Consider the following 19,604-nt stretch of genomic DNA (forward strand, 5'->3'; position numbering starts at 1 on the left):
TATTTTGTGGATTCTGGCGATTTTTCTGGTGACGTTTCCGAAATGACACAGTAAAATCATCTGTGGATAGGTCAGAAAAAACCGCATTTTGCGGCAACATAAAAACAGGCGGACAGAGCATGACTTTAAATCTTTCGATGCCCGGGCACGACGAACTGAAGCCTCGGATTACCGTATTTGGCGTTGGCGGCGCTGGGGGCAACGCTGTCGACAACATGATTGAAAAGCAGTTGGACGGCGTTGAATTTGTCGTCGCCAACACCGACGCGCAGGCGCTGCAGCAAAGCCGCTCGTCGGCGCGGGTGCAACTGGGTGTCAAGGTCACCGAAGGGCTGGGCGCGGGCGCACGCCCGACCGTGGGCGCTGCGGCGGCCGAAGAAAGCATTGAACAGATCGTCGATCATCTGGCGGGCGCGCATATGTGCTTCATCACCGCCGGTATGGGCGGCGGCACCGGCACCGGCGCGGCCCCGATTATCGCGCAAGCGGCGCGTGAGCTGGGTGTCCTGACTGTCGGCGTTGTCACCAAACCCTTCCAATTCGAAGGCGCCAAGCGCATGCGTCAGGCCGAAGACGGCGTTGATGCCCTGCAAAAGGTCGTCGACACGCTGATCATCATCCCGAACCAGAACCTGTTCCGTCTCGCCAATGAAAAGACCACGTTCACTGAGGCATTCTCGATGGCCGACGACGTTCTGTATCAGGGCGTCAAAGGCGTAACCGACCTGATGGTGCGTCCGGGCCTGATCAACCTTGATTTCGCAGACGTTCGTGCCGTGATGGATGAGATGGGCAAGGCGATGATGGGTACCGGCGAAGCAACCGGCGAAGACCGCGCCATTCAGGCGGCCGAGAAGGCCATCGCCAACCCGCTGCTGGACGAAATCAGCCTCAAGGGCGCCAAGGGTGTGCTGATCAACATCACCGGCAGCCACGACCTGACCCTGTTCGAACTGGACGAGGCCGCCAACCGCATCCGCGAGGAAGTGGACCCCGAGGCCAATATCATCGTCGGTTCGACCCTCGACACCGAGATGGAAGGCGGAATGCGCGTGTCGGTCGTTGCCACCGGTATCGATGCCAGCGAGAAAACCGACGATGTGCCGGTCGCGCGCCGCTCGATGTCGGCGCCGCTGACCCGCACGGTTTCGGCAGAAGAAACCGCCCAGGAACACGTCGCCGCGGATGAGGCCCCCGCCGCGGAAGACGATGCGAACATCGCCCCCACGCTGTTCGAATCCATCGAAGATGTCGAACTGAACGAAGGCTGGCACGAAGAACAGCCCGCCGCGCAACAGGATGACGGCCTGCCGCCACCCGCCTATCAGCCGCAGGTGGCGCAGTTCGAACCCCAGCCCGAACCGGAAGAGGTTGACGCTTCCTATGCCGCTCAGCGTGCCCAGACCCCCGGCACACCGTCGCCCGAGGCGATGCAACGGCTGCAGGCTGCAGTGCAGAAAGTACCGCAAAGCCGGATGCGTCCAACCCCCACGGCACAGCGCGAACCGGCCCCTGAACCGCAGCATTCGGCCGAGGATCGTCCGCGTTTCGGCTTCAATCGCCTGATCGATCGGATGACCGGCCATGCGGGCGATACCCCGGCCCAACCGGCGCGTCAGCAGCCCGCAATGCGGTCGACTGAAGCCACGGCACCGGCCCGGGAAGAGGCCGATCCCGAACAGGATCGCATCGAAATTCCGGCCTTCCTGCGCCGTCAGGCCAACTGATCACGGTAACAAAATCGCTAACAAGGGTCGCCATCTGGCGGCCCTTTTATTTTGAATTACAGGGCCTTGGCAGGGGCTAAGCAGGGTTTTGCCGATCTGTCACAAACATGTTTCAATCGGTTGCAAAGAGTGAGTTGAGCCTTTGAGCCCCCTTCCTTAGTTGGGGTGCAACACAGCCGACACGAGGCTGGACACCACGCGCTGAGGCTCACTTTGCAACATACGCTCAAATCTTCGGTTACGTTTACAGGCACCGGACTTCACGGCGGACAGCCTGTGACGATGGTCCTGAAGCCGGCGGCAGCCGGTCATGGCATCTGGTTCAAGCGTACCGATATCGAATTGGGCAATGCACTGATCCCGGCGATCTATGACGTGGTCGAGCGGACCCCGCTCTGCACCCGTCTGGTGAATGAAGCAGGCACGTCCGTTTCCACCGTTGAGCATATCATGGCCGCCCTGGCCGGGTGTGGTATCCACAACGCCCTGATCGAGATCGACGGCCCCGAGGTTCCGATCATGGACGGCTCGTCCGTTGAATTCGTGCAGGGCATCATGGCGAAGGGCGTGCGCCGCCAGGCCAGCCCGGTTCTGGCCTTTGAAGTACTCAAGCCGATCACTGTGTCGCGCGAAGGCGCAAGCGCTTCGATCGTTCCCGCCGACGGGCTTGAAATCGAATTCCACATCGATTTCGAAGACGACGCCATCGGCAGCCAGACCAAGGTTCTGGACATGCGCAACGGCTCTTTCGCCCGCGAATTGTGTGACAGCCGCACATTCTGCCGCCGCACCGATGTCGAGGCGATGCGCGAAAACGGTCTGGCGCTGGGTGGCACACTGGAAAACGCCGTCGTCGTACAGGGCGACGAAGTTCTGACCCCGGGCGGCTTCCGCCACGCGGACGAAGCGGTGCGTCACAAGATGCTGGACGCGCTGGGTGATCTGTATCTGGCGGGCGGCCCGATTCTGGGACGCTTCACCGGCGAGAAGTCGGGCCATTCCATGACCAACACCCTGCTGCGCAAGCTGTTCGAGACACCCGGCGCGGTGCGTCCGATCCTGTGCACCCCGGAACAGGCGGCGCGTCTGCCCGGTCAGGGCCTTGTGCGCAGCGAAATCCCTCAGGTGGCGTAAGCCGATCAACTCTGGCGACATTTGCGTCACGAGGGTGCATAAGGCGTTTTGCCCCGGAATTTTATGTGCTAGACCAAGGTCCGATCCGGGGTAGATCCGGCCAGGTAAGTTAACAAGGATGGGCGGAATGGTTGGCACCAAAGCGGCAGTCAGATTCGCAGGGGCGATTCTTCTGGCAGCAGTTTTGACCGCTTGCGGTAACGGGGGGCTGTTCGGCAGCAAAGGCGCGGATCGCAACCAGAACCTCGAAGGGTTCACCCCTGAACAGATCTATACCCGTGGCGAATACGAACTGTCGCAGAATCGCTCGGATGACGCGGCCTGGTATTTTTCCGAGGTTGAACGGCTCTATCCCTATTCCGACTGGGCCAAGCGCGCGCTGATCATGCAGGCGTTTTCGTTCCACAACGACAAGAATTATGCCGAAAGCCGCGCCGCCGCACAGCGCTATATCGATTTCTATCCGACCGATGAAGATGCGGCCTACGCCCAGTACCTGCTGGCGCTCAGCTATTATGACCAGATCGACGAAGTGGGCCGCGATCAGGGCCTGACCTTCCAGGCGCTGCAGGCGCTGCGCACCGTGATCGAGGTCTATCCCGACAGCGAATATGCCACCTCGGCGATCCTGAAATTCGATCTGGCCTTTGATCATCTGGCCGGCAAGGAGATGGAGATCGGGCGCTACTATCTGCGTCAGGATCACTTTACCGCCGCCATCAACCGTTTCCGCGTCGTGGTCGAAGATTTCCAGACCACCTCGCATACCGCAGAAGCGCTCTATCGTCTGATCGAAGCGTATCTGGCGCTGGGTCTGGTGGATGAGGCACAGTCCGCGGGTGCGATTCTGGGTTACAACTACCAATCCTCGGAATGGTACGAGGCGGGCTATGCGCTGCTGACTTCGCGCGGGCTTGATCTGAAGAGCCGTGGCAACAACTGGCTCAGCACGATCTATCGCCAGACCGTCAAGGGTGAGTGGTTGTAACGGCCATGGCTGAAGGCTTGGGACGCTAAAGACCCGATGCTGCGCGCCCTCGATATCCGCGACATGCTGATCATCGACCGGCTGGACCTGACCTTCCAGCCGGGCCTGAACGCGTTGACCGGCGAAACCGGGGCGGGCAAATCCATCCTGCTGGATTCGCTGGGCTTTGTGCTGGGCTGGCGCGGTCGGGCCGAACTGGTCCGTCAGGGTGCCGCGCAGGGCGAGGTTGTCGCCGAATTCGAACTGCCCGACGGCCACCCCGCCCATGACATATTGGCCGAGGCCGGTCTGCCCGGCGGCGAGGAGTTGATCCTGCGCCGCGTCAACACGGCTGAGGGGCGCAAGACCGCCTGGGTCAACGACCGGCGGTGTTCCGGCGAGGTGCTGCGGGCCTTGTCGGAAACCCTGATCGAGCTGCATGGCCAACATGATGACCGGGGTCTGCTGAACCCGCGCGGACATCGGGCGATGCTGGACGCCTATGCCGGGGCAGGCGATCATCTGGCTGCCGTGCGTGCTGCATGGGGGCAGATGTCCCGTGTCCGCAAGGCGCTGGCCGAAACCGAAGCCACGCTTGAGGCGATGCGCGCGGAAGAGGAGTTCCTGCGCCATGCCGTCGCCGAACTGGATCAGCTTGATCCGCAACCGGGCGAGGATGCCGATCTCGACGCCCGCCGCCGCATGATGCAGGGGGCCGAGCGCATCCGCGATGACGTGGCCCGCGCCTTTGCCCTGCTGGGCGGTGACGGGGCCGAGGGCGCGATGGCCGATGCGGTCCGCTGGCTCGAAGGCGTGTCGGACCATGCGGGCGGCCAATTGGAAGATCCCATCGCCGCGCTTGGCCGTGCTCTGATCGAACTGGGTGAGGCGCAGGACGGCGTGAATACCTGCCTGCAAGCGCTCGATTTCAACCCGACAGAGCTGGAACAGACCGAAGAGCGCCTGTTTGCCATCCGCGCGCTGGCCCGCAAACATGATGTGGCCCCGGACGATCTGGGCACCTTTGCCGACACGCTGCGCGACCGGCTGAATCGGCTGGATGCAGGTGACGCCGACCTCAGCGACAAGCGCGCCGCTGTCGCCGAGGCGCAGGCCGACTATGACGCCGCTGCCGCCACGCTCAGCGATGCGCGCCACAAGGCGGCCAAGGCGCTGGATAGCGCAGTAATGGCTGAACTCGCGCCGCTGAAAATGGAACGCGCCGTGTTCCGAACCGAGATCACCACGTCCGATCCCGGCCCCGAAGGCACCGATGCCGTCGCCTTCACCGTTGCCACCAACCCCGGCGCGCCGTCTGGCCCGCTGAACAAGATCGCCTCGGGCGGCGAGCTCAGCCGCTTTCTGCTGGCCCTCAAGGTCTGCCTGACCGGCGACGACAGCGCCCGCACCATGATCTTTGACGAGATCGACCGTGGCGTCGGCGGTGCCACGGCGGATGCGGTGGGCCGCCGTCTGGCGGCGCTGGCGCAGGGCGGGCAGGTGCTGGTTGTCACCCACTCGCCGCAGGTGGCTGCCCGCGCGGCGCATCACTGGCGGGTGCAGAAACAGGTCACGGGCGATCAGACCCTGTCCACAGTGATCCCGCTGGCCGCCCCCGACCGCGTTGATGAAATCGCCCGAATGGTGGCGGGCGACACCATCACGGACGAGGCCCGCGCCGCTGCCCGTGCCCTGTTGGATGCATAACGCGCATTCTGTCAGCATCTTGTCGTGAACCGACTTTTCTCAGGCGCAAGCGTGGCTTACTAAGGGTCAGCGACCACCTCAACGAGGGCCAATGACCCAGTCCACCCGCACCGTGCTGCGCAATCAGCTCAATCAGGCCCTCTCGGCACTTCGGGACGCCTGGCGGGTGATGCTTCATCGTGGCCCCAGCCAGATCCAGTTCTGGTTCATCGCTCTGATCATCGGTATCGCTGCGGGATTCATGGCGCTGGGGTTCCGCATGGCCATCGCGGCCTTGCAGGCCTATCTCTACAGCACCGATGACATCCTCTATCTTCACAGCCACGCCGAGAAACTGCACTGGCTGTGGATTTTCCTGACGCCCGTGTTTGGCGGGCTGGTCGTCGGGGTTATCCTGACCAGATTCACCGATGATGGTCGCGTGCGTTCGGTCGCGGACGTGATCGAAGGCTCTGCCCTCACCGATGGCCGGGTCGAGAAAAAGGCCGGGGTCGCCTCGTTCCTGGCCTCGCTGATCACGCTTAGTTCCGGCGGCTCGACGGGGCGCGAGGGGCCGGTCGTGCATATGGCCGGGGTCATCGCGACATGGGTCAGCGACCGCATCCATGCCGACGGCATCACCGGGCGCGACCTGCTGGGTTGCGCCGTGGCCGCTGCCGTCTCGGCCAGTTTCAACGCCCCCATCGCCGGGGCCCTGTTCGCGCTCGAGGTGGTGCTGCGCCACTTCGCCGTACACGCCTTTGCGCCCATCGTCATCGCCTCGGTCGCGGGGACCGTGATCAACCGGCTGGCCTATGGCGACGTGACCGAGTTCACGCTGGACACCCCCGGCTCGCTGCAATTCTACGTGGAACTGCCCGCCTTCCTGATCCTCGGTCTGGTCTGCGGGCTGGTGTCGCTGCTGCTGATGCGCTCGATCTTCTTTGCCGAGGATATCGGCACCCATATCCAGAACCGCCTGTCGCTGCCGGGCTGGCTGCGTCCCGGCGTATCCGGCGCCATGCTCGGCCTGCTCGCAGTCTGGTTCCCGCATATCATCGGCGTTGGGTATGAGACCACGATCCGCGCCCTGACCGGAGACCTTGTGCTGACGACAGCGATCCTGTTTGCGGTGATGAAAACCATCGCGCTTGCGATCACCATGGGCGGGCGCATGGGCGGCGGTGTGTTCTCGCCCTCGCTGATGATCGGGGCGCTGACCGGGCTGGCCTTTGGTCTCATTGCCACCGGGTTGCTGCCGGATGTGTCGGGGACCCATACGCTCTATGCCTTTGCCGGGATGGGCGCGGTGGCGGCGGCGGTGCTGGGCGCGCCGATCTCGACCACGCTGATCGTGTTCGAACTGACCGGAGACTGGCAGATCGGCCTCGCCGTGATGGTCTCGGTCTCGATGTCCACCGCACTGGCCTCGCGCCTTGTGGACCGGTCCTTTTTCCTGACCCAACTGGAACGCCGCAACGTGCATCTGGCCGCTGGGCCGCAGGCCTACCTGCTGGCGATGCTGCGCGCCGGGACGGTGATGCGCCCGCTGGGTGACGCGCGTTCGATCACCAAGGACGAGGCGCAGGCGCTGATCGAACAGGGCCTCTGCGTCAAGGCCAGCGCCACGCTTGAGGCCGCGATGCCCTATTTCGACCGCGACGACATCCCCTGTATTCCGGTGGTGATCATCGACAAGGATGGCTGCGAAAATCCGGTTGGCGCCCTCTATCACATTGACGCGCTGAAAGCGTACAACCGAGCGCTGGCCGCCACAGCGGCCGAGGAACATTCCTGATCAGCGCCCGTAAACGCTGGCCGCGTCGCCCAGATAATTATCCCAGGCGAACCAGTACGAGATATGTCCGGCCACCCGAGGCAATTCTGCGCCATCCGGGGCGACCAGCGCCTCTTCGGTGACGCGCCACCTGTTGCCTGCCTCATCCAGCAATCCGCCATCTGTGGTCGCGCGGAACTGGTGCGATCCGCGCTCATAGGCGCGCACGCTGCGCTTGTTCGGGTCGCCCATCAGCATCAGCGCCCGCCCGCCAATGGCATCGTTGATCACCGGCTTGCCCTTGAATGCCTCCAGCGGCCACGCCCGCGCCGCCCCGAACTGGCGCACGGCGAACACGTAATCCTTCTGCCGGTGTTGCCTTTGATCCACCAGCGCCGGGAACATCAGATCGGGTGAGGCGAAATATTCGCGATACACAACGCCCGAGCCATAATTCCGCCGATGCCCGGTGCTGAGCGACAGCACCTGAGTATCCGGATGTGACGCCTTCCAACTGTCCCAACGGGTGATCACCACCGGACGCTGCTTCAACTCGATCCCGCTGTTCACCAGCGGCCCGACCACCGGCTTGCCCGTGTACTGGTTCCACAGCGAATGCGTCTCACGGTCGAACATCAGCTTGTTCGAGCGATACAGGAACCCGGATGACCCAAAGACAAACGGCTTCCGCCGCCCTTCGACCTGTGTTTCGAACAAAATCCCCGACCCGCAGAGCGTGCAATAGGCCAAAGCGACCGGGACCCCTCCGATCACCTCGTTGAACATCTCGTGCCAGCCCATGATCCGCAACGGATAGGCGCGCACATCGCCATTGATCGAGACGCCAAAGACCAGATCGTCGTCTTTCAGATAATCCGCTCGCGCTGCCGGGATCAGCTTGGGATTGTCCAGCGACGGGATGCCATCCTTGAACACACCGCCCCAGGTGATTTCCTCCAACCGGATCTTCATCCTGTCGCGCCGCAGATATTCAGGTCGCAGGAACAGATCGAAATTCTGATCGATCCCCAGCAGCACCTCGCGCTTGAACGGCGCAAGCGAGGGGTGCGGCACGATCTGAGCGTTATTTTCCTGCCACAACATCCACCCGAACCAATCGGTGCCCAGCGTCTCGCCGGTCAGCGCCTCCATCACCTCGGCGATGTCAGGCTCGCGCCGCTGCCCATAGCGCATCGCGGTCAGCAGGGCAGGCACCACATCCGGGTTGCCGCGCTGTTTCAGAAACGCCATTCCGGCCTCGAACTCGGTCCGCCCACCATAGAGCGTGGATCGAAGCGCCTCATACACCGGGTCGTCCTGCGCCCAAAGTACACCGGGCGCGGCAACTCCGGCTCCCAGCAAAGCGGTGAAACTGCGGCGCGTGATCGACATGGCAACCTCCGGGTTGGGTCCATCCCCAATCTGCCCGAAATCGCGCTCACACACACGAAACACCCGCGTGAACGGGGTGAAACATCAAAATGGGGGATTGCCCGGCGTCAGGCCTTGTCTTTGACCTCATCCGCAGCAGGTTCGGCCTCTTCCGCTTCTTTCAGCGTCAATGGCGGGTCCTGTGGCGCTTCCGAGATCGGGGCAGGGGCGGCAGGCGGGGTGGTCAGCACCTCATCGGGGCCGGGCACCGGGCGCGGCGTGGCGGTGCCGTCCTCTTCTGCCACCTCCGGCGCTTCATCTGCAGCAATCGCCCTGCGAAACACCAGCACATTGCGCCAGTTGGTGGTCGATCCGGTCAGCCCCGAACGCTCTTCGCTGGGCAGCAGTTCGGCACGCTGGTATTCCCAGCCATCCTGCCCCATCTGGTTCAGCAATTGCTCAATCGACGTGGCAAACCGGCCCTCGGGCGTCTTCACGCCCTTCGCCTTGGTGCCTTTTTGCGGAGCGGGGACAACTTTGTATTCGTAGCGCTGCATCAACTGGTCCTGTTTGCCTGACTTGGGCAAATTAACATTTTGACCGGCGGGCGAAAGCCAAGATCACACCCGGTTGAAATTTATGGGCGAATTTCGGCTCGCACCGTGGTTTTAACCCCGCACCGCCTTGCCGACCAGTGACAGGCACAGCTCGGTCGCTACGGCCATGTCCTGCACCGAGATCCACTCCAGCGGGCCATGAATACATTGCATGCCAGTAAAAATGTTCGGAGTGGGCGTGCCAAATTCGGTCAGGCGCGAGCCATCGGTGCCGCCCCGGATCGGCACCGAGACCGGCTCGATCCCCTGTTCGCGGCAGGCCTCGCGCGCCAGATCGACCGGGGTCATGTCTTTTTCCAGCCAATAGCGCATGTTGCGATACTGGTGAGAGATATCGCAGGTGATGGTCGCACGCGGTTCGGTCGCCTGCACGGCGGCACAGACCTGCCGCACGATCTCGCGCTGCGCCTCCAGCGCGTCCATCTCGAAATCGCGCAGGATCAGCTTGATCTCCATCTCGGACGAGCCGCCATTCATATCGGTGACATGGATGAACCCCTGACGCCCGTCTGTCACCTCAGGTGTCATCGTCGCCTGCGGCAGGGTCTGCACGATCTTCGCCGCCAGATGTGCCGCATTCACCATCTTGTCCTTGGCCAGACCGGGATGGATCGAAACGCCGGTGATTTTGATCACCGCGCGGTCAGCTGAAAAGCTTTCGTATTCGATTTCCCCCAGCTCCTGCCCGTCCAGCGTATAGGCAAAATCCGCATCCAGATCCTTGGGCAGTTGTTCGGTAACACCGCGCCCGATCTCTTCATCCGGCGTAAAGGCGATGCGAATCGGCCCGTGGGGGACATCCTTGTTCTCCAGCAGGTGGCGGGCCAGCGTCATCAGGATCGACACACCCGCCTTGTCATCCGCGCCTAGAAGGGTGGTGCCCGAGGCGGTGATCAGATCATGCCCGATTTTCTCGGCCAGATAGGGGTGTTCTTCCGGCGACAGCACCAGATCGGGATCATCGGGAAACGTAATCTCGCCGCCATTATACCCTTTGATCACCCGCGGCTTGACCCCGGTCGCGTTGAACTGAGGTGCGGTGTCCACATGTGCCAGAAACCCGATGGTCGGCCCCTCGGCGGTGCCGGGGATCGTCGCCATCACCACACTGTCGCCGGTCATCTTCACATCCTGCGCGCCGATCTCGGTCAGCTCCTGCTGCAGCAGGTTCAGCATGTCGAACTGAATGTCGGTGCTGGGGGTCGAGGGCGAGGTCTCATCGCTCTGACTGTCGATGGCGGCATAGCGCACCAGCCGGGTTTCCAGTTCCTGATCGAAACGATTTTTCATGACTGCGCACCTCTCTGACTTAGCGAGATGAGAATGCGCAATCGGACAGGGAGTCAAGCCGATGGTCAGCCCCTTTTCAGGGGCCTGAAATTAACTTTTCGTTATGTACAAGTCGGACAAACCCCTGTCAGGGGTCTGTACAACTCGAAAGATTTACGAACCCAGCTTCTTGCTGACCAATTCGTTAACGGCCTTCGGATTGGCCTTGCCGCCGGTCGCCTTCATCACCTGACCGACGAACCATCCGGCCAGTTTCGGGTTCACCTTGGCCTTCTCAACCTGTGCCGGATTGGCGGCGATGATCTCATCCAAGGCGGCCTCGATCGCGCTGGTATCGGTCACCTGTTTCATGCCGCGATCTTCGACGATCTGCGCCGGATCACCGCCTTCGGTATAGACGATTTCGAACAGGTCCTTGGCGATCTTGCCCGAGATCGCGTCCGATGAAATCAGGTCGATGATGCCACCCAATTGCGCCGGAGAAACCGGAGACTCGGTGATGTCGTGATCTTCCTTTTTCAGGCGGCCAAACAGCTCGTTGATCACCCAGTTCGCGGCCAGCTTGCCGCTGCGGCCTTTGGCGACCTCTTCGAAATAAGCCGCCGATTCCACCTCGGCAGTCAGCACCGAAGCGTCATAGTCGGTCAGGCCGAACTCACTGATAAAACGTGCCTTTTTGCCGTCCGGCAGTTCCGGCAGCTTAGCCGCGATGTCATCCACCCACGCTTGCTCGATCTCCAAAGGCAGCAGGTCGGGGTCGGGGAAATAGCGATAGTCATGCGCTTCTTCCTTCGACCGCATCGAACGTGTCTCGCCCTTGTCCGGGTCATACAGGCGCGTTTCCTGCTCGACCTCGCCGCCACCTTCGACGATGGCGATCTGACGGCGGGCCTCGACCTCAATCGCCTGCTGGATGAAGCGCATCGAGTTCATGTTCTTGATCTCGCAGCGCGTGCCCAGATGCGAAAAGTCCTGTGTTTCCTGATACTTATCATACGCACCCGGCAAACAGATCGAAACGTTCACGTCTGCCCGCAGGTTACCGTTTTGCATGTTGCCGTCGCAGGTGCCCAGATAACGCATGATCTGGCGCAGCTTGGCGATATAGGCCGCAGCCTCTTCCGGCCCGCGAATATCGGGGCGGCTGACGATCTCCATCAGGCAGACACCGGTCCGGTTCAGGTCGACAAAGGACATATGCGGGTCCATGTCATGGATCGATTTGCCGGCGTCCTGCTCCATGTGGATACGCTCGATCCGAACCATGCGCGCGGTGCCGTCGCCCATCTCGACCAGAACCTCGCCTTCACCCACAATGGGCTGATAAAGCTGGGAAATCTGGTAGCCTTGCGGCAGGTCAGGGTAGAAATAATTCTTGCGGTCAAAGGCCGATTTCAGGTTGATATCCGCCTTCAGGCCCAGCCCGGTGCGCACCGCCTGCTCAACGCAATACTCGTTGATCACCGGCAGCATCCCCGGCATCGCCGCGTCCACAAAGGCCACGTTCGAGTTCGGTTCAGCCCCGAATTGGGTCGACGCACCCGAGAACAGTTTTGCATTGGATGAGACCTGAGCGTGCACCTCCATCCCGATCACCAGTTCCCAATCGTGCTTGGCCCCGGCAATGGTTTTGGGTTTGGGCATTTCGTATGTCAGGTCGAGCATGGCGCGCCTCATTTCCGCAGAAGTCTAAGCCTGCGTATTAGGCCCGGCGCGCCAAAGGAGCAAGGGGTTAGTTCCCCGAGACTTGCAGCCCGGATGGGGTGAACGTCACACGCTGGCCGCTGCGCAACTCGTCCCGCAGCAGATTGGCGATGGCCTTCAGCGCATCGCGGCGGCCACGGGCGGCAAACCGCTCGGCCGAGTTGATGCGCAGGCTGTTGTTGAACCCGTTCGCAGCATGCGCCCAGATTAGCGGGTGCAGCTCGGTCAGATGATCGCGGATCAGCCAGTTCGCAGCGGCGCAAATCTGATTGCGCGCAACATCCGCGCGTGGGTTCTGACCCATTCGGTTCTGCAGCGTGACCGAGCAATAGGCCGCCAACAGGTTAATCGTCTGCTGATCCGGACGACGTGCAACGATATCGCGCAGGCCTTCCAGAAAATACTCGACATCCACCCGCGCGCACGCTTCGTCATCCAATGCAATGGCGTCGAACTGCACCCAGGTATAGCCCCCTGCTCCCCAGATGCTTTGCGTGCGCGCGGCGTTGCGCAGTGCCTGAACTTCAAGCTGCTGATAGCTGCCGAACCAACGTGGCAGCAGGTGACTGCCCATGGCGCGCATATGGCGATGGTTCTGTGGGTCCAGAGTGATGAGCGCCTCGTATTTGTCCGTCACGCGGGTGCGCGGATCGATATGACCCGCCAGCAAGGCGCAATCCGCAGCCGCAATGGCCGGGCTGTCCGGCAGCGCGGTGCGGCATCCCGGCAGCAGAGCAGCGGCGCGGTCGAAATGCGCGGCGCAGCGAGACTGATGCAGTTGCGGCAAGGCCTCGGGATGTGCGTTTCCGCGCCAGGCCCAGGCCAGATCTATATGAGCAAGTGCCACGATCAGCGCGATCATCGGATCGTCAGGGTGGTTCTGAATTTCGCCTTCCAGCTCGGATACCCCACCCAGCAGATCATAGTCCGACAGTGCCTTGCCGTCCGACAGTGCATGTTCCGCCGCCAACACGACGTCTGAACGGGCACCAAAGGCCAACAGTTCGGTGATTGGCTGTCCACAGGGCGTAGTTTTGCGCGCGGCATCCGCAGCGCACATTTCCTGCGACAGCTCGGCCCACATATCCTGCCGCGCAAAATAGCGACCGCGCTCGATCACCTGATGTTCAAGCGCGTCGTTTGCGTCTGGTTCCGCGATGGGAATGTTCAGCTGCCCCGACGCGACAAGCCATGCGGTGGCATCGGCGACCGACGCAGGCAGAGGCGTAGGAGTGGGATTGGAAGAGCCAAAAATACGGGCGGAAACTGCCCTTGCAAACCAAAACATGGCGAAACTCGAACTTGAACAAACGTTTAACTTCCTCAGTTTTGCGAATAATTAAGTGCAAATCAAGGAAACATAACCTTGGGATAGGAATTCAGGGATCAATGTGGCCCAGAACCCCCGGATCGTTTCAAAATACTCTAAAATGATGTCGTTCGACGATATATCCTGCCTGCTGCAGGACCTCTTCGAGCTCTTTGTGCGAGGGCAGTGATTCATCCGGCAGTCGCAGGCGTTTGTCGGATTTCAGCACCGCCGATACGCGCACCGAGAAATCCCAGCGAGTGTCAAAGCGGAATCGGGTGACCTCGGCCAGCTTCAGTTTGCCTTTTCGCTGGCCGGTGTACCAGCGCAGTGTGTCGTCGCTCAGCTCCATGCCAGCGCTGGTGTCTTTGACGACATCCCACAGCGCGGGCAGGGTGGTCAGGGCCAGAAGGGCCATCAGCCACCAGACCGCGTCAAACAGGATCATCAGCGCGATCAGCGCCGCGTAGATGCCGATCAGGATCAGCACCGTGCGCGGGTTGCGGTTTTGCCGGGTGAACGTGAACGCGGTCATGCGCCGAGGATGCGTGAGACCATTTCGGTCGTGTCCCGCGACAGGCCCGGCGTCTCGGCAATGCGGCTCAGCTGCGCGCGCATCAGGGCCTGACGGTCGGAGTCATAACGCTTCCATGTCTGGAAGGCACTGCACATCCGGGCGGTGGTCTGTGGGTTCACCGGGTCAAGCCGGATCAGCCAGTCGGCCAGCAGCGCATAGCCCGCGCCGTCCGCCTGATGGAAACCCGCATGATTGCCCGCCAAAGACCCCATCAGCGCGCGGAAACGGTTGGGGTTTTTCCAATTGAAATCAGCGTGCTCGGTCAGTCGACGCGCGGTCTCCACTGTCTTTTCGGGACCGGTCATCGAGACCTGCAGCGCGAACCATTTATCCATCACCAACCGGTCATGCTGCCACTGATCATAGAAACCCGCCAACTCCGCTTCGCCCTTGCCCGCGCGCAGCAGGCAGGACAGGGCGGTCAGTTGCAAGGTCATGTTGTCAGCACGCGCATAGTCTTCGGCGGCCTTGACGCCCCCATCCAGACGCGAGGTCAGGGCCAGCGCCGCACCACCCAGAGCCCGTTTGCCGGATTGCTCGGCGTCCGGTTGGTAGGGCGCATCGACCAGCGTTTCACTGTGCAGGCGGGGCAAGAGGTCCTGAACATGCTGCGCCGTGGCTTGACGCAGGGTTTCAACCGCGCTCCAGATCGCCATCGGGTCGGGGGTGATGCCCTTGTCATGCAGCGCGGCGGCCAGTTCCGATTGCGTCGGCAGGCCCAGCATCAGCGCCCGATAGGCCGGGTCCAGCGCATGATCCCGCAGCACCGCCAGCAAACCGTCAAGGTAATCGGCATCCGGTGTCGCTTCGTCGGTGATCATGCGCAGCAGGGTGTCCTCGGCCAGCGACCGCCCGGCCTGCCAACGGTTGAACGGGTCGCTGTCATGAGCCAGCAGGAAGGCCCGTTCGGTATTGCTGATCTCGTGTTCAAGGATCACCGGGGCCGAGAAATCCCGCAGGATCGAAGGCACGGGCTTGGCGGCGAGGCCGGTAAAGGCAAAGCTCTGCTCGGCTTCGGTCAGTTCCAGCACTTCGGTCGCGCGCACTTCATCTCCATTTGGACCAAGCAGCCCGACGGCGACGGGAATGACCTGAGGCTGCTTGTCATCCTGTCCCGGCGTTGGCTCGGTCCGTTGGTTGAGTGTCAGGGTGTAGGTGCCATCAGCCCAATCCTCAGCGACCGAGACGCGCGGGGTGCCCGACTGACTGTACCAGCGTTTGAACTGGCTCAGATCGCGGGCTGTGGTGTCTTCGAACACTTTCAGCCAGTCCTCAATCGTGCAGGCCTGCCCATCATGCCGGTCGAAATAGAGCACCAGCGCCTTGCTGTAAGCCTCATCCCCGACCAGACGTTTCAGCATGCCGATCACCTCGGCCCCTTTCTCGTAGACGGTCGAAGTGTAGAAGTTGTTGATTTCCTGAAAGCTTTCCGGTCGAACTGGGTGCGACAAGGGCCCGTTATCCTCGGGGAATTGCCGCGCGCGCAGGTCGATGGCGTCGTGGATGCGTTTGACCGGGGCCGAGCGCATGTCGGATGTGAACTGCGCATCGCGGAACACGGTCAGACCCTCTTTCAGGCACAGCTGGAACCAGTCGCGGCAGGTGATGCGGTTTCCGGTCCAGTTGTGGAAATACTCATGCGCGATGATCGCCTCGATCCGTTCGAAATTCATATCGGTCGAGGTCTCGGGACTGGCCAGAACGGCGGAGGAGTTGAAGATGTTCAGCCCCTTATTCTCCATCGCGCCCATGTTGAAGTCATCGACGGCGACGATGTTGAACACGTCCAGATCGTATTCGCGGCCATAGACATCCTCGTCCCATTTCATCGACTTCTTCAGCGCCTCCATGCCAAAGGCGCATTTGCCTTCGTCGCCGGGGCGGACCCAAAGGTTCAGTTCGACGTCACGGCCCGACTTGGTGGTGAATTGACCGGGATGCGCGATCAGATCGCCCGCGACCAGCGCGAACAGATAGGCGGGCTTGGGCCAGGGATCGACCCATTCGGCCCAACCGTCGCCCTTGCCCGACGGATTGCCGTTGGACAGCAGCACCGGAAGGTCGCCGTTGATGCGCACGGTGAAGGTGGACATCACATCGGGGCGGTCGGGGTAGTAGGTGATTTTGCGAAAACCCTCTGCCTCACACTGGGTGCAATACATGCCGTTCGACATATAAAGCCCCTCAAGCGCGGTGTTATTGCCGGGATCGATCTCGACCTCAGCCTCCCATATGAACGGCGCGTCGGGGACTGATGCGGTGAGGCCTTCGGGGGTCACATCGGGTGTGATCTCGGCACCGTCAATCGCGGCGCGGATCAGCTTAAGCTCTTCCCCATGCAAGAAGAACGCCCTGTCCGTGGCTTCAGGGTTGGGACGGAACGCGATGCGAGAGGTGACGCGTGTCGTATGCGGGGCCAGATCGAAAGTCAGATGCACACTGTCCGCCAGATAGCCGAACGGGGTGTAGTCCTTCAGGTAGATCGTGGTGGGGGCGGCATCGCGCATTTTGGGCCTCATCGACTGGGATTCAGGCGCGACGTTAGGGTCTTCATCGCCCGGCTGCAACCGGCTGGCAATCTTCATTCCATGCTTTGGGATCGCAGCGCCAGCACCCGATTACCTTCAAGGTCGAAGCTAGAAGTTGCCTATCGGAAACGAACGCCCTAATTGGGGAGTGCATACAACGGCACACATTGGCAGGGGATTCGGAAAATGAGCAGCAGAGAGATCCGCAGCGGACTGCAGATCGACCCGATATTGGTGGACTTCATCGAACAGAAGGCACTGCCGGGCACGCAGGTGTCGGCGGATCACTTCTGGTCGGGTCTGGAGCGTCTGGTGGAAGAGTTGGGGCCGAAAAACCGCGCGCTGCTGGAAAAACGTGCCGATCTTCAAGGCCGGATCGACGGCTGGCACGCGGCGCGGCGGGGTTTGCCCATCGATTCAGGCGAGTATCAGTCCTTCCTGCGTGAGATCGGGTATCTGGTCGAAGAGGGCGATGATTTCGAGATCGAGACCGCCAATGTCGACCCCGAAATCGCGCTGACCCCCGGCCCGCAATTGGTTGTGCCGATCACTAATGCACGCTTTGCGCTGAACGCGGCGAATGCGCGTTGGGGCAGCTTGTATGATGCGCTTTACGGCACCGATGCGATGGGTGATCTGCCTGATGCCGGTGGCTATGACGCGGCGCGCGGTGCGCGGGTGATCGCCTGGGCCAAAGCGTTTCTGGATGATGCTGCCCCGCTGGCGAATAGCTCCTGGGCGGATGTGTCCGAGCTGCATGTTGAGGGCGGTGCGATGGTGCCTGCCCTGGCAGATGCGGGGCAGTTCGCGGGTTTCAGCGGCGCGGCTGAGCGCCCCGATTTCGTGCTGTTGAAGAATAACGGCTTGCATATCCAGATCATGATCGACCCTGCCAGCACCATCGGTGCAACTGACCCGGCGGGCATCGCCGATGTCCGTCTGGAATCGGCGCTGTCCACGATCATGGATTGTGAGGATTCCGTTGCCTGTGTGGATGCCGCTGACAAGGTCGGAGCTTACAGCAACTGGCTGGGTCTGATGCAGGGTAACCTGACAGAAGAGGTCACCAAGGGCGGCAAAACCTTCACCCGCAAGCTTGCGAGGGATATCGAATACACGTCTGCCGAGGGCGATTCCGCCACGCTGAAGGGCCGTTCGCTGATGCTGATCCGCAATGTGGGTCACCTGATGACCAACCCCGCCGTTCTGGATGCCGAAGGGCGTGAGATCGGCGAGGGGCTGATGGATGCGCTCTTCACCACTCTGATCGCCATGCATGATCTGCAGCGCGATGGCGGCAACTCGGTCGAAGGGTCGGTCTATGTGGTCAAGCCCAAGATGCACGGGCCGGAAGAGGTCGCCTTTGCTGTCGAGATTTTTGATATGGTCGAAGATATCCTCGGCTTGCCGCGCAACACCGTGAAACTGGGCATCATGGATGAAGAGCGCCGCACTTCGGCCAACCTGCGCGAATGTATCCGCGCCGCGAAATCGCGGGTGGCCTTCATCAACACCGGGTTTCTGGATCGCACTGGGGATGAAATCCATACCTCGATGGAGGCCGGTCCGATGCTGCCGAAGGGCGATATCAAGGATACTCCGTGGATCGCGTCTTACGAGGATCGAAACGTCAATATCGGTCTGGCCTGCGGGCTGAAGGGCAAGGCGCAGATCGGCAAGGGCATGTGGGCGATGCCCGACCGCATGGGTGACATGCTGGCCGCGAAGATCGGCCATCCGCAATCCGGCGCGACCTGCGCCTGGGTCCCGTCACCCACCGCCGCCACTCTGCACGCCACGCATTATCACAAGGTCGACGTGTTGGCGCGTCAGGATGAACTAGCCGCTGGTGGTGCGCGCGGAATGTTGGACGACCTGCTGACCGTGCCGCTGCTGGGAGGCCGCAACCTGAGCGCCGAGGAAATCACCCGCGAGATCGAAAACAACGCGCAGGGTATTCTGGGTTATGCGGTGCGCTGGATCGATCAGGGCGTTGGCTGTTCAAAAGTGCCGGACATCAACGATATCGGCCTGATGGAGGACCGCGCAACCTGCCGGATCTCGTCTCAGGCGCTGGCCAACTGGCTGCATCATGATCTGATCAGTCAGCAACAGGTGATGGCGGCGCTGCAAAAGATGGCCGCTGTTGTGGATCGTCAGAACGAAGGTGATCCTGCCTATAAGTCGATGGCACCGGGCTTTGATGGGGTTGCGTTTCAGGCTGCCTGCGATCTGGTGTTCCGGGGACGGGTGCAGCCCTCGGGCTATACCGAACCGGTTCTGCATGCGCGGCGTCTGGAACTGAAGGCCAGCCGCGGTTAAGAGGTTGCGCAGTGACGGGGCCGCTCGGCCCTGTCGCAGCTTCTGAACAAAGGACACACTGATGCTGGTTACGCTGCGCAAAGCCCGGACAATCATTCGACGCACTCTGGAAAAGGGACGCGAGATGGAGCTCAAACCCCTCTCGGTTGTGGTTCTGGATGCGGGCGGCCACGTCATCGCGTTCGAGCGTGAGGATGGCGCAGCACCCGGACGTTTCGCCATCGCGCATGGCAAGGCCTATGGTGCGGTGATGCTGGGTATGGCAGGTACTGCGCAGATGGCGCGGGCCGAGGGGCAGGCCTATTTCATGGCGGCTGTAAACGGGGTTTATGGTGGGCAGGTCATCCCGGTGCCCGGCGGAGTGTTGCTGCGCGACCGCAAAGGCGCGGTGATCGGTGCGGTTGGCGTGACGGGCGATACTTCGGACAATGATGCGCAGGCGGCGCTGGCCGGTATCGAAGCGGCGGGATTGACCGGCGAGATTTGATCGGTTGCCGTTTTGTGCATGGTTGAACACGCGCTTGCGCTGACATGCAGGCCCTGTGCGGTTGCGCGGGGCCGAACCTGCCGATAGGTTTTCCCGAAGACCACTGAA

14 protein-coding genes are annotated in these 19,604 nt (G+C 61.7%); 7 read left to right on the forward strand and 7 right to left on the reverse strand.

Annotated elements, in window-relative coordinates; all coding sequences use genetic code 11:
• Nucleotides 1–119: 119 nt before the first annotated feature.
• The 5 genes from ftsZ (at nucleotide 120) to ACR0K9_RS07120 (ending at nucleotide 7,312) form a co-directional block, all read left to right on the forward strand.
• Nucleotides 120–1,727, forward strand: a complete 1,608-nt coding sequence (ftsZ, locus tag ACR0K9_RS07100) for a cell division protein FtsZ (RefSeq protein WP_480529998.1) — start codon at nucleotides 120–122, stop codon at nucleotides 1,725–1,727.
• A 213-nt stretch (nucleotides 1,728–1,940) separates the two neighbouring features.
• Nucleotides 1,941–2,861 carry a UDP-3-O-acyl-N-acetylglucosamine deacetylase gene (gene lpxC / locus ACR0K9_RS07105; RefSeq protein WP_480821855.1) on the forward strand — a complete coding sequence of 307 codons (921 nt, stop codon included), beginning with the start codon at nucleotides 1,941–1,943 and terminating at the stop codon, nucleotides 2,859–2,861.
• A gap of 127 nt (nucleotides 2,862–2,988) precedes the next feature.
• The gene (locus ACR0K9_RS07110) at nucleotides 2,989–3,849 is read left to right on the forward strand and encodes an outer membrane protein assembly factor BamD (RefSeq protein WP_480821857.1); all 861 of its coding nucleotides are present in this window, start codon (nucleotides 2,989–2,991) and stop codon (nucleotides 3,847–3,849) included.
• Nucleotides 3,850–3,885: 36 nt separating this feature from the next.
• Nucleotides 3,886–5,535 (forward strand): DNA repair protein RecN, encoded by a 1,650-nt coding sequence (gene recN, locus ACR0K9_RS07115; protein WP_480821859.1) that lies wholly within the window; start codon nucleotides 3,886–3,888, stop codon nucleotides 5,533–5,535.
• Between the two features lie 91 nt (nucleotides 5,536–5,626).
• Complete coding sequence (locus tag ACR0K9_RS07120) at nucleotides 5,627–7,312, forward strand: chloride channel protein (protein WP_480821861.1); 1,686 nt, start codon at nucleotides 5,627–5,629, stop codon at nucleotides 7,310–7,312.
• Here ACR0K9_RS07120 and ACR0K9_RS07125 read toward each other — a convergent pair whose 3' ends face one another.
• The 7 genes from ACR0K9_RS07125 to pepN form a co-directional block, all read right to left on the reverse strand.
• The gene (locus ACR0K9_RS07125) at nucleotides 7,313–8,683 is read right to left on the reverse strand and encodes a DUF3179 domain-containing protein (RefSeq protein WP_480821863.1); all 1,371 of its coding nucleotides are present in this window, start codon (nucleotides 8,681–8,683) and stop codon (nucleotides 7,313–7,315) included.
• 107 nt (nucleotides 8,684–8,790) lie between these two features.
• On the reverse strand, nucleotides 8,791–9,219 hold the full coding sequence (locus ACR0K9_RS07130; protein WP_480821865.1) for a DUF4177 domain-containing protein: 429 nt from the start codon (nucleotides 9,217–9,219) through the stop codon (nucleotides 8,791–8,793).
• 111 nt (nucleotides 9,220–9,330) lie between these two features.
• Nucleotides 9,331–10,569, reverse strand: coding sequence for a peptidase T (pepT, locus tag ACR0K9_RS07135; RefSeq protein WP_480821867.1), 1,239 nt, complete (start codon nucleotides 10,567–10,569; stop codon nucleotides 9,331–9,333).
• Nucleotides 10,570–10,722: 153 nt separating this feature from the next.
• A complete protein-coding gene (gatB, locus tag ACR0K9_RS07140) occupies nucleotides 10,723–12,234 on the reverse strand; it encodes an Asp-tRNA(Asn)/Glu-tRNA(Gln) amidotransferase subunit GatB (protein WP_480821869.1) in 1,512 nt (503 codons plus the stop codon).
• Nucleotides 12,235–12,301: 67 nt separating this feature from the next.
• Nucleotides 12,302–13,561 carry a hypothetical protein gene (locus tag ACR0K9_RS07145; RefSeq protein WP_480821871.1) on the reverse strand — a complete coding sequence of 420 codons (1,260 nt, stop codon included), beginning with the start codon at nucleotides 13,559–13,561 and terminating at the stop codon, nucleotides 12,302–12,304.
• Between the two features lie 127 nt (nucleotides 13,562–13,688).
• A complete protein-coding gene (locus tag ACR0K9_RS07150) occupies nucleotides 13,689–14,117 on the reverse strand; it encodes a hypothetical protein (RefSeq protein ID WP_480821873.1) in 429 nt (142 codons plus the stop codon).
• Complete coding sequence (gene pepN / locus ACR0K9_RS07155) at nucleotides 14,114–16,666, reverse strand: aminopeptidase N (RefSeq protein WP_480821875.1); 2,553 nt, start codon at nucleotides 16,664–16,666, stop codon at nucleotides 14,114–14,116. Before pepN ends, ACR0K9_RS07150 begins: the two co-directional genes overlap by 4 nt.
• A gap of 207 nt (nucleotides 16,667–16,873) precedes the next feature.
• Between pepN and ACR0K9_RS07160 the strand changes: the two genes are divergently transcribed.
• Nucleotides 16,874–19,009, forward strand: a complete 2,136-nt coding sequence (locus ACR0K9_RS07160) for a malate synthase G (RefSeq protein WP_480821877.1) — start codon at nucleotides 16,874–16,876, stop codon at nucleotides 19,007–19,009.
• A 61-nt stretch (nucleotides 19,010–19,070) separates the two neighbouring features.
• A complete protein-coding gene (locus ACR0K9_RS07165) occupies nucleotides 19,071–19,496 on the forward strand; it encodes a GlcG/HbpS family heme-binding protein (protein ID WP_480821879.1) in 426 nt (141 codons plus the stop codon).
• Nucleotides 19,497–19,604: the final 108 nt, after the last annotated feature.

It is taken from the genome of Ruegeria sp. L12 (genome assembly GCF_056531745.1).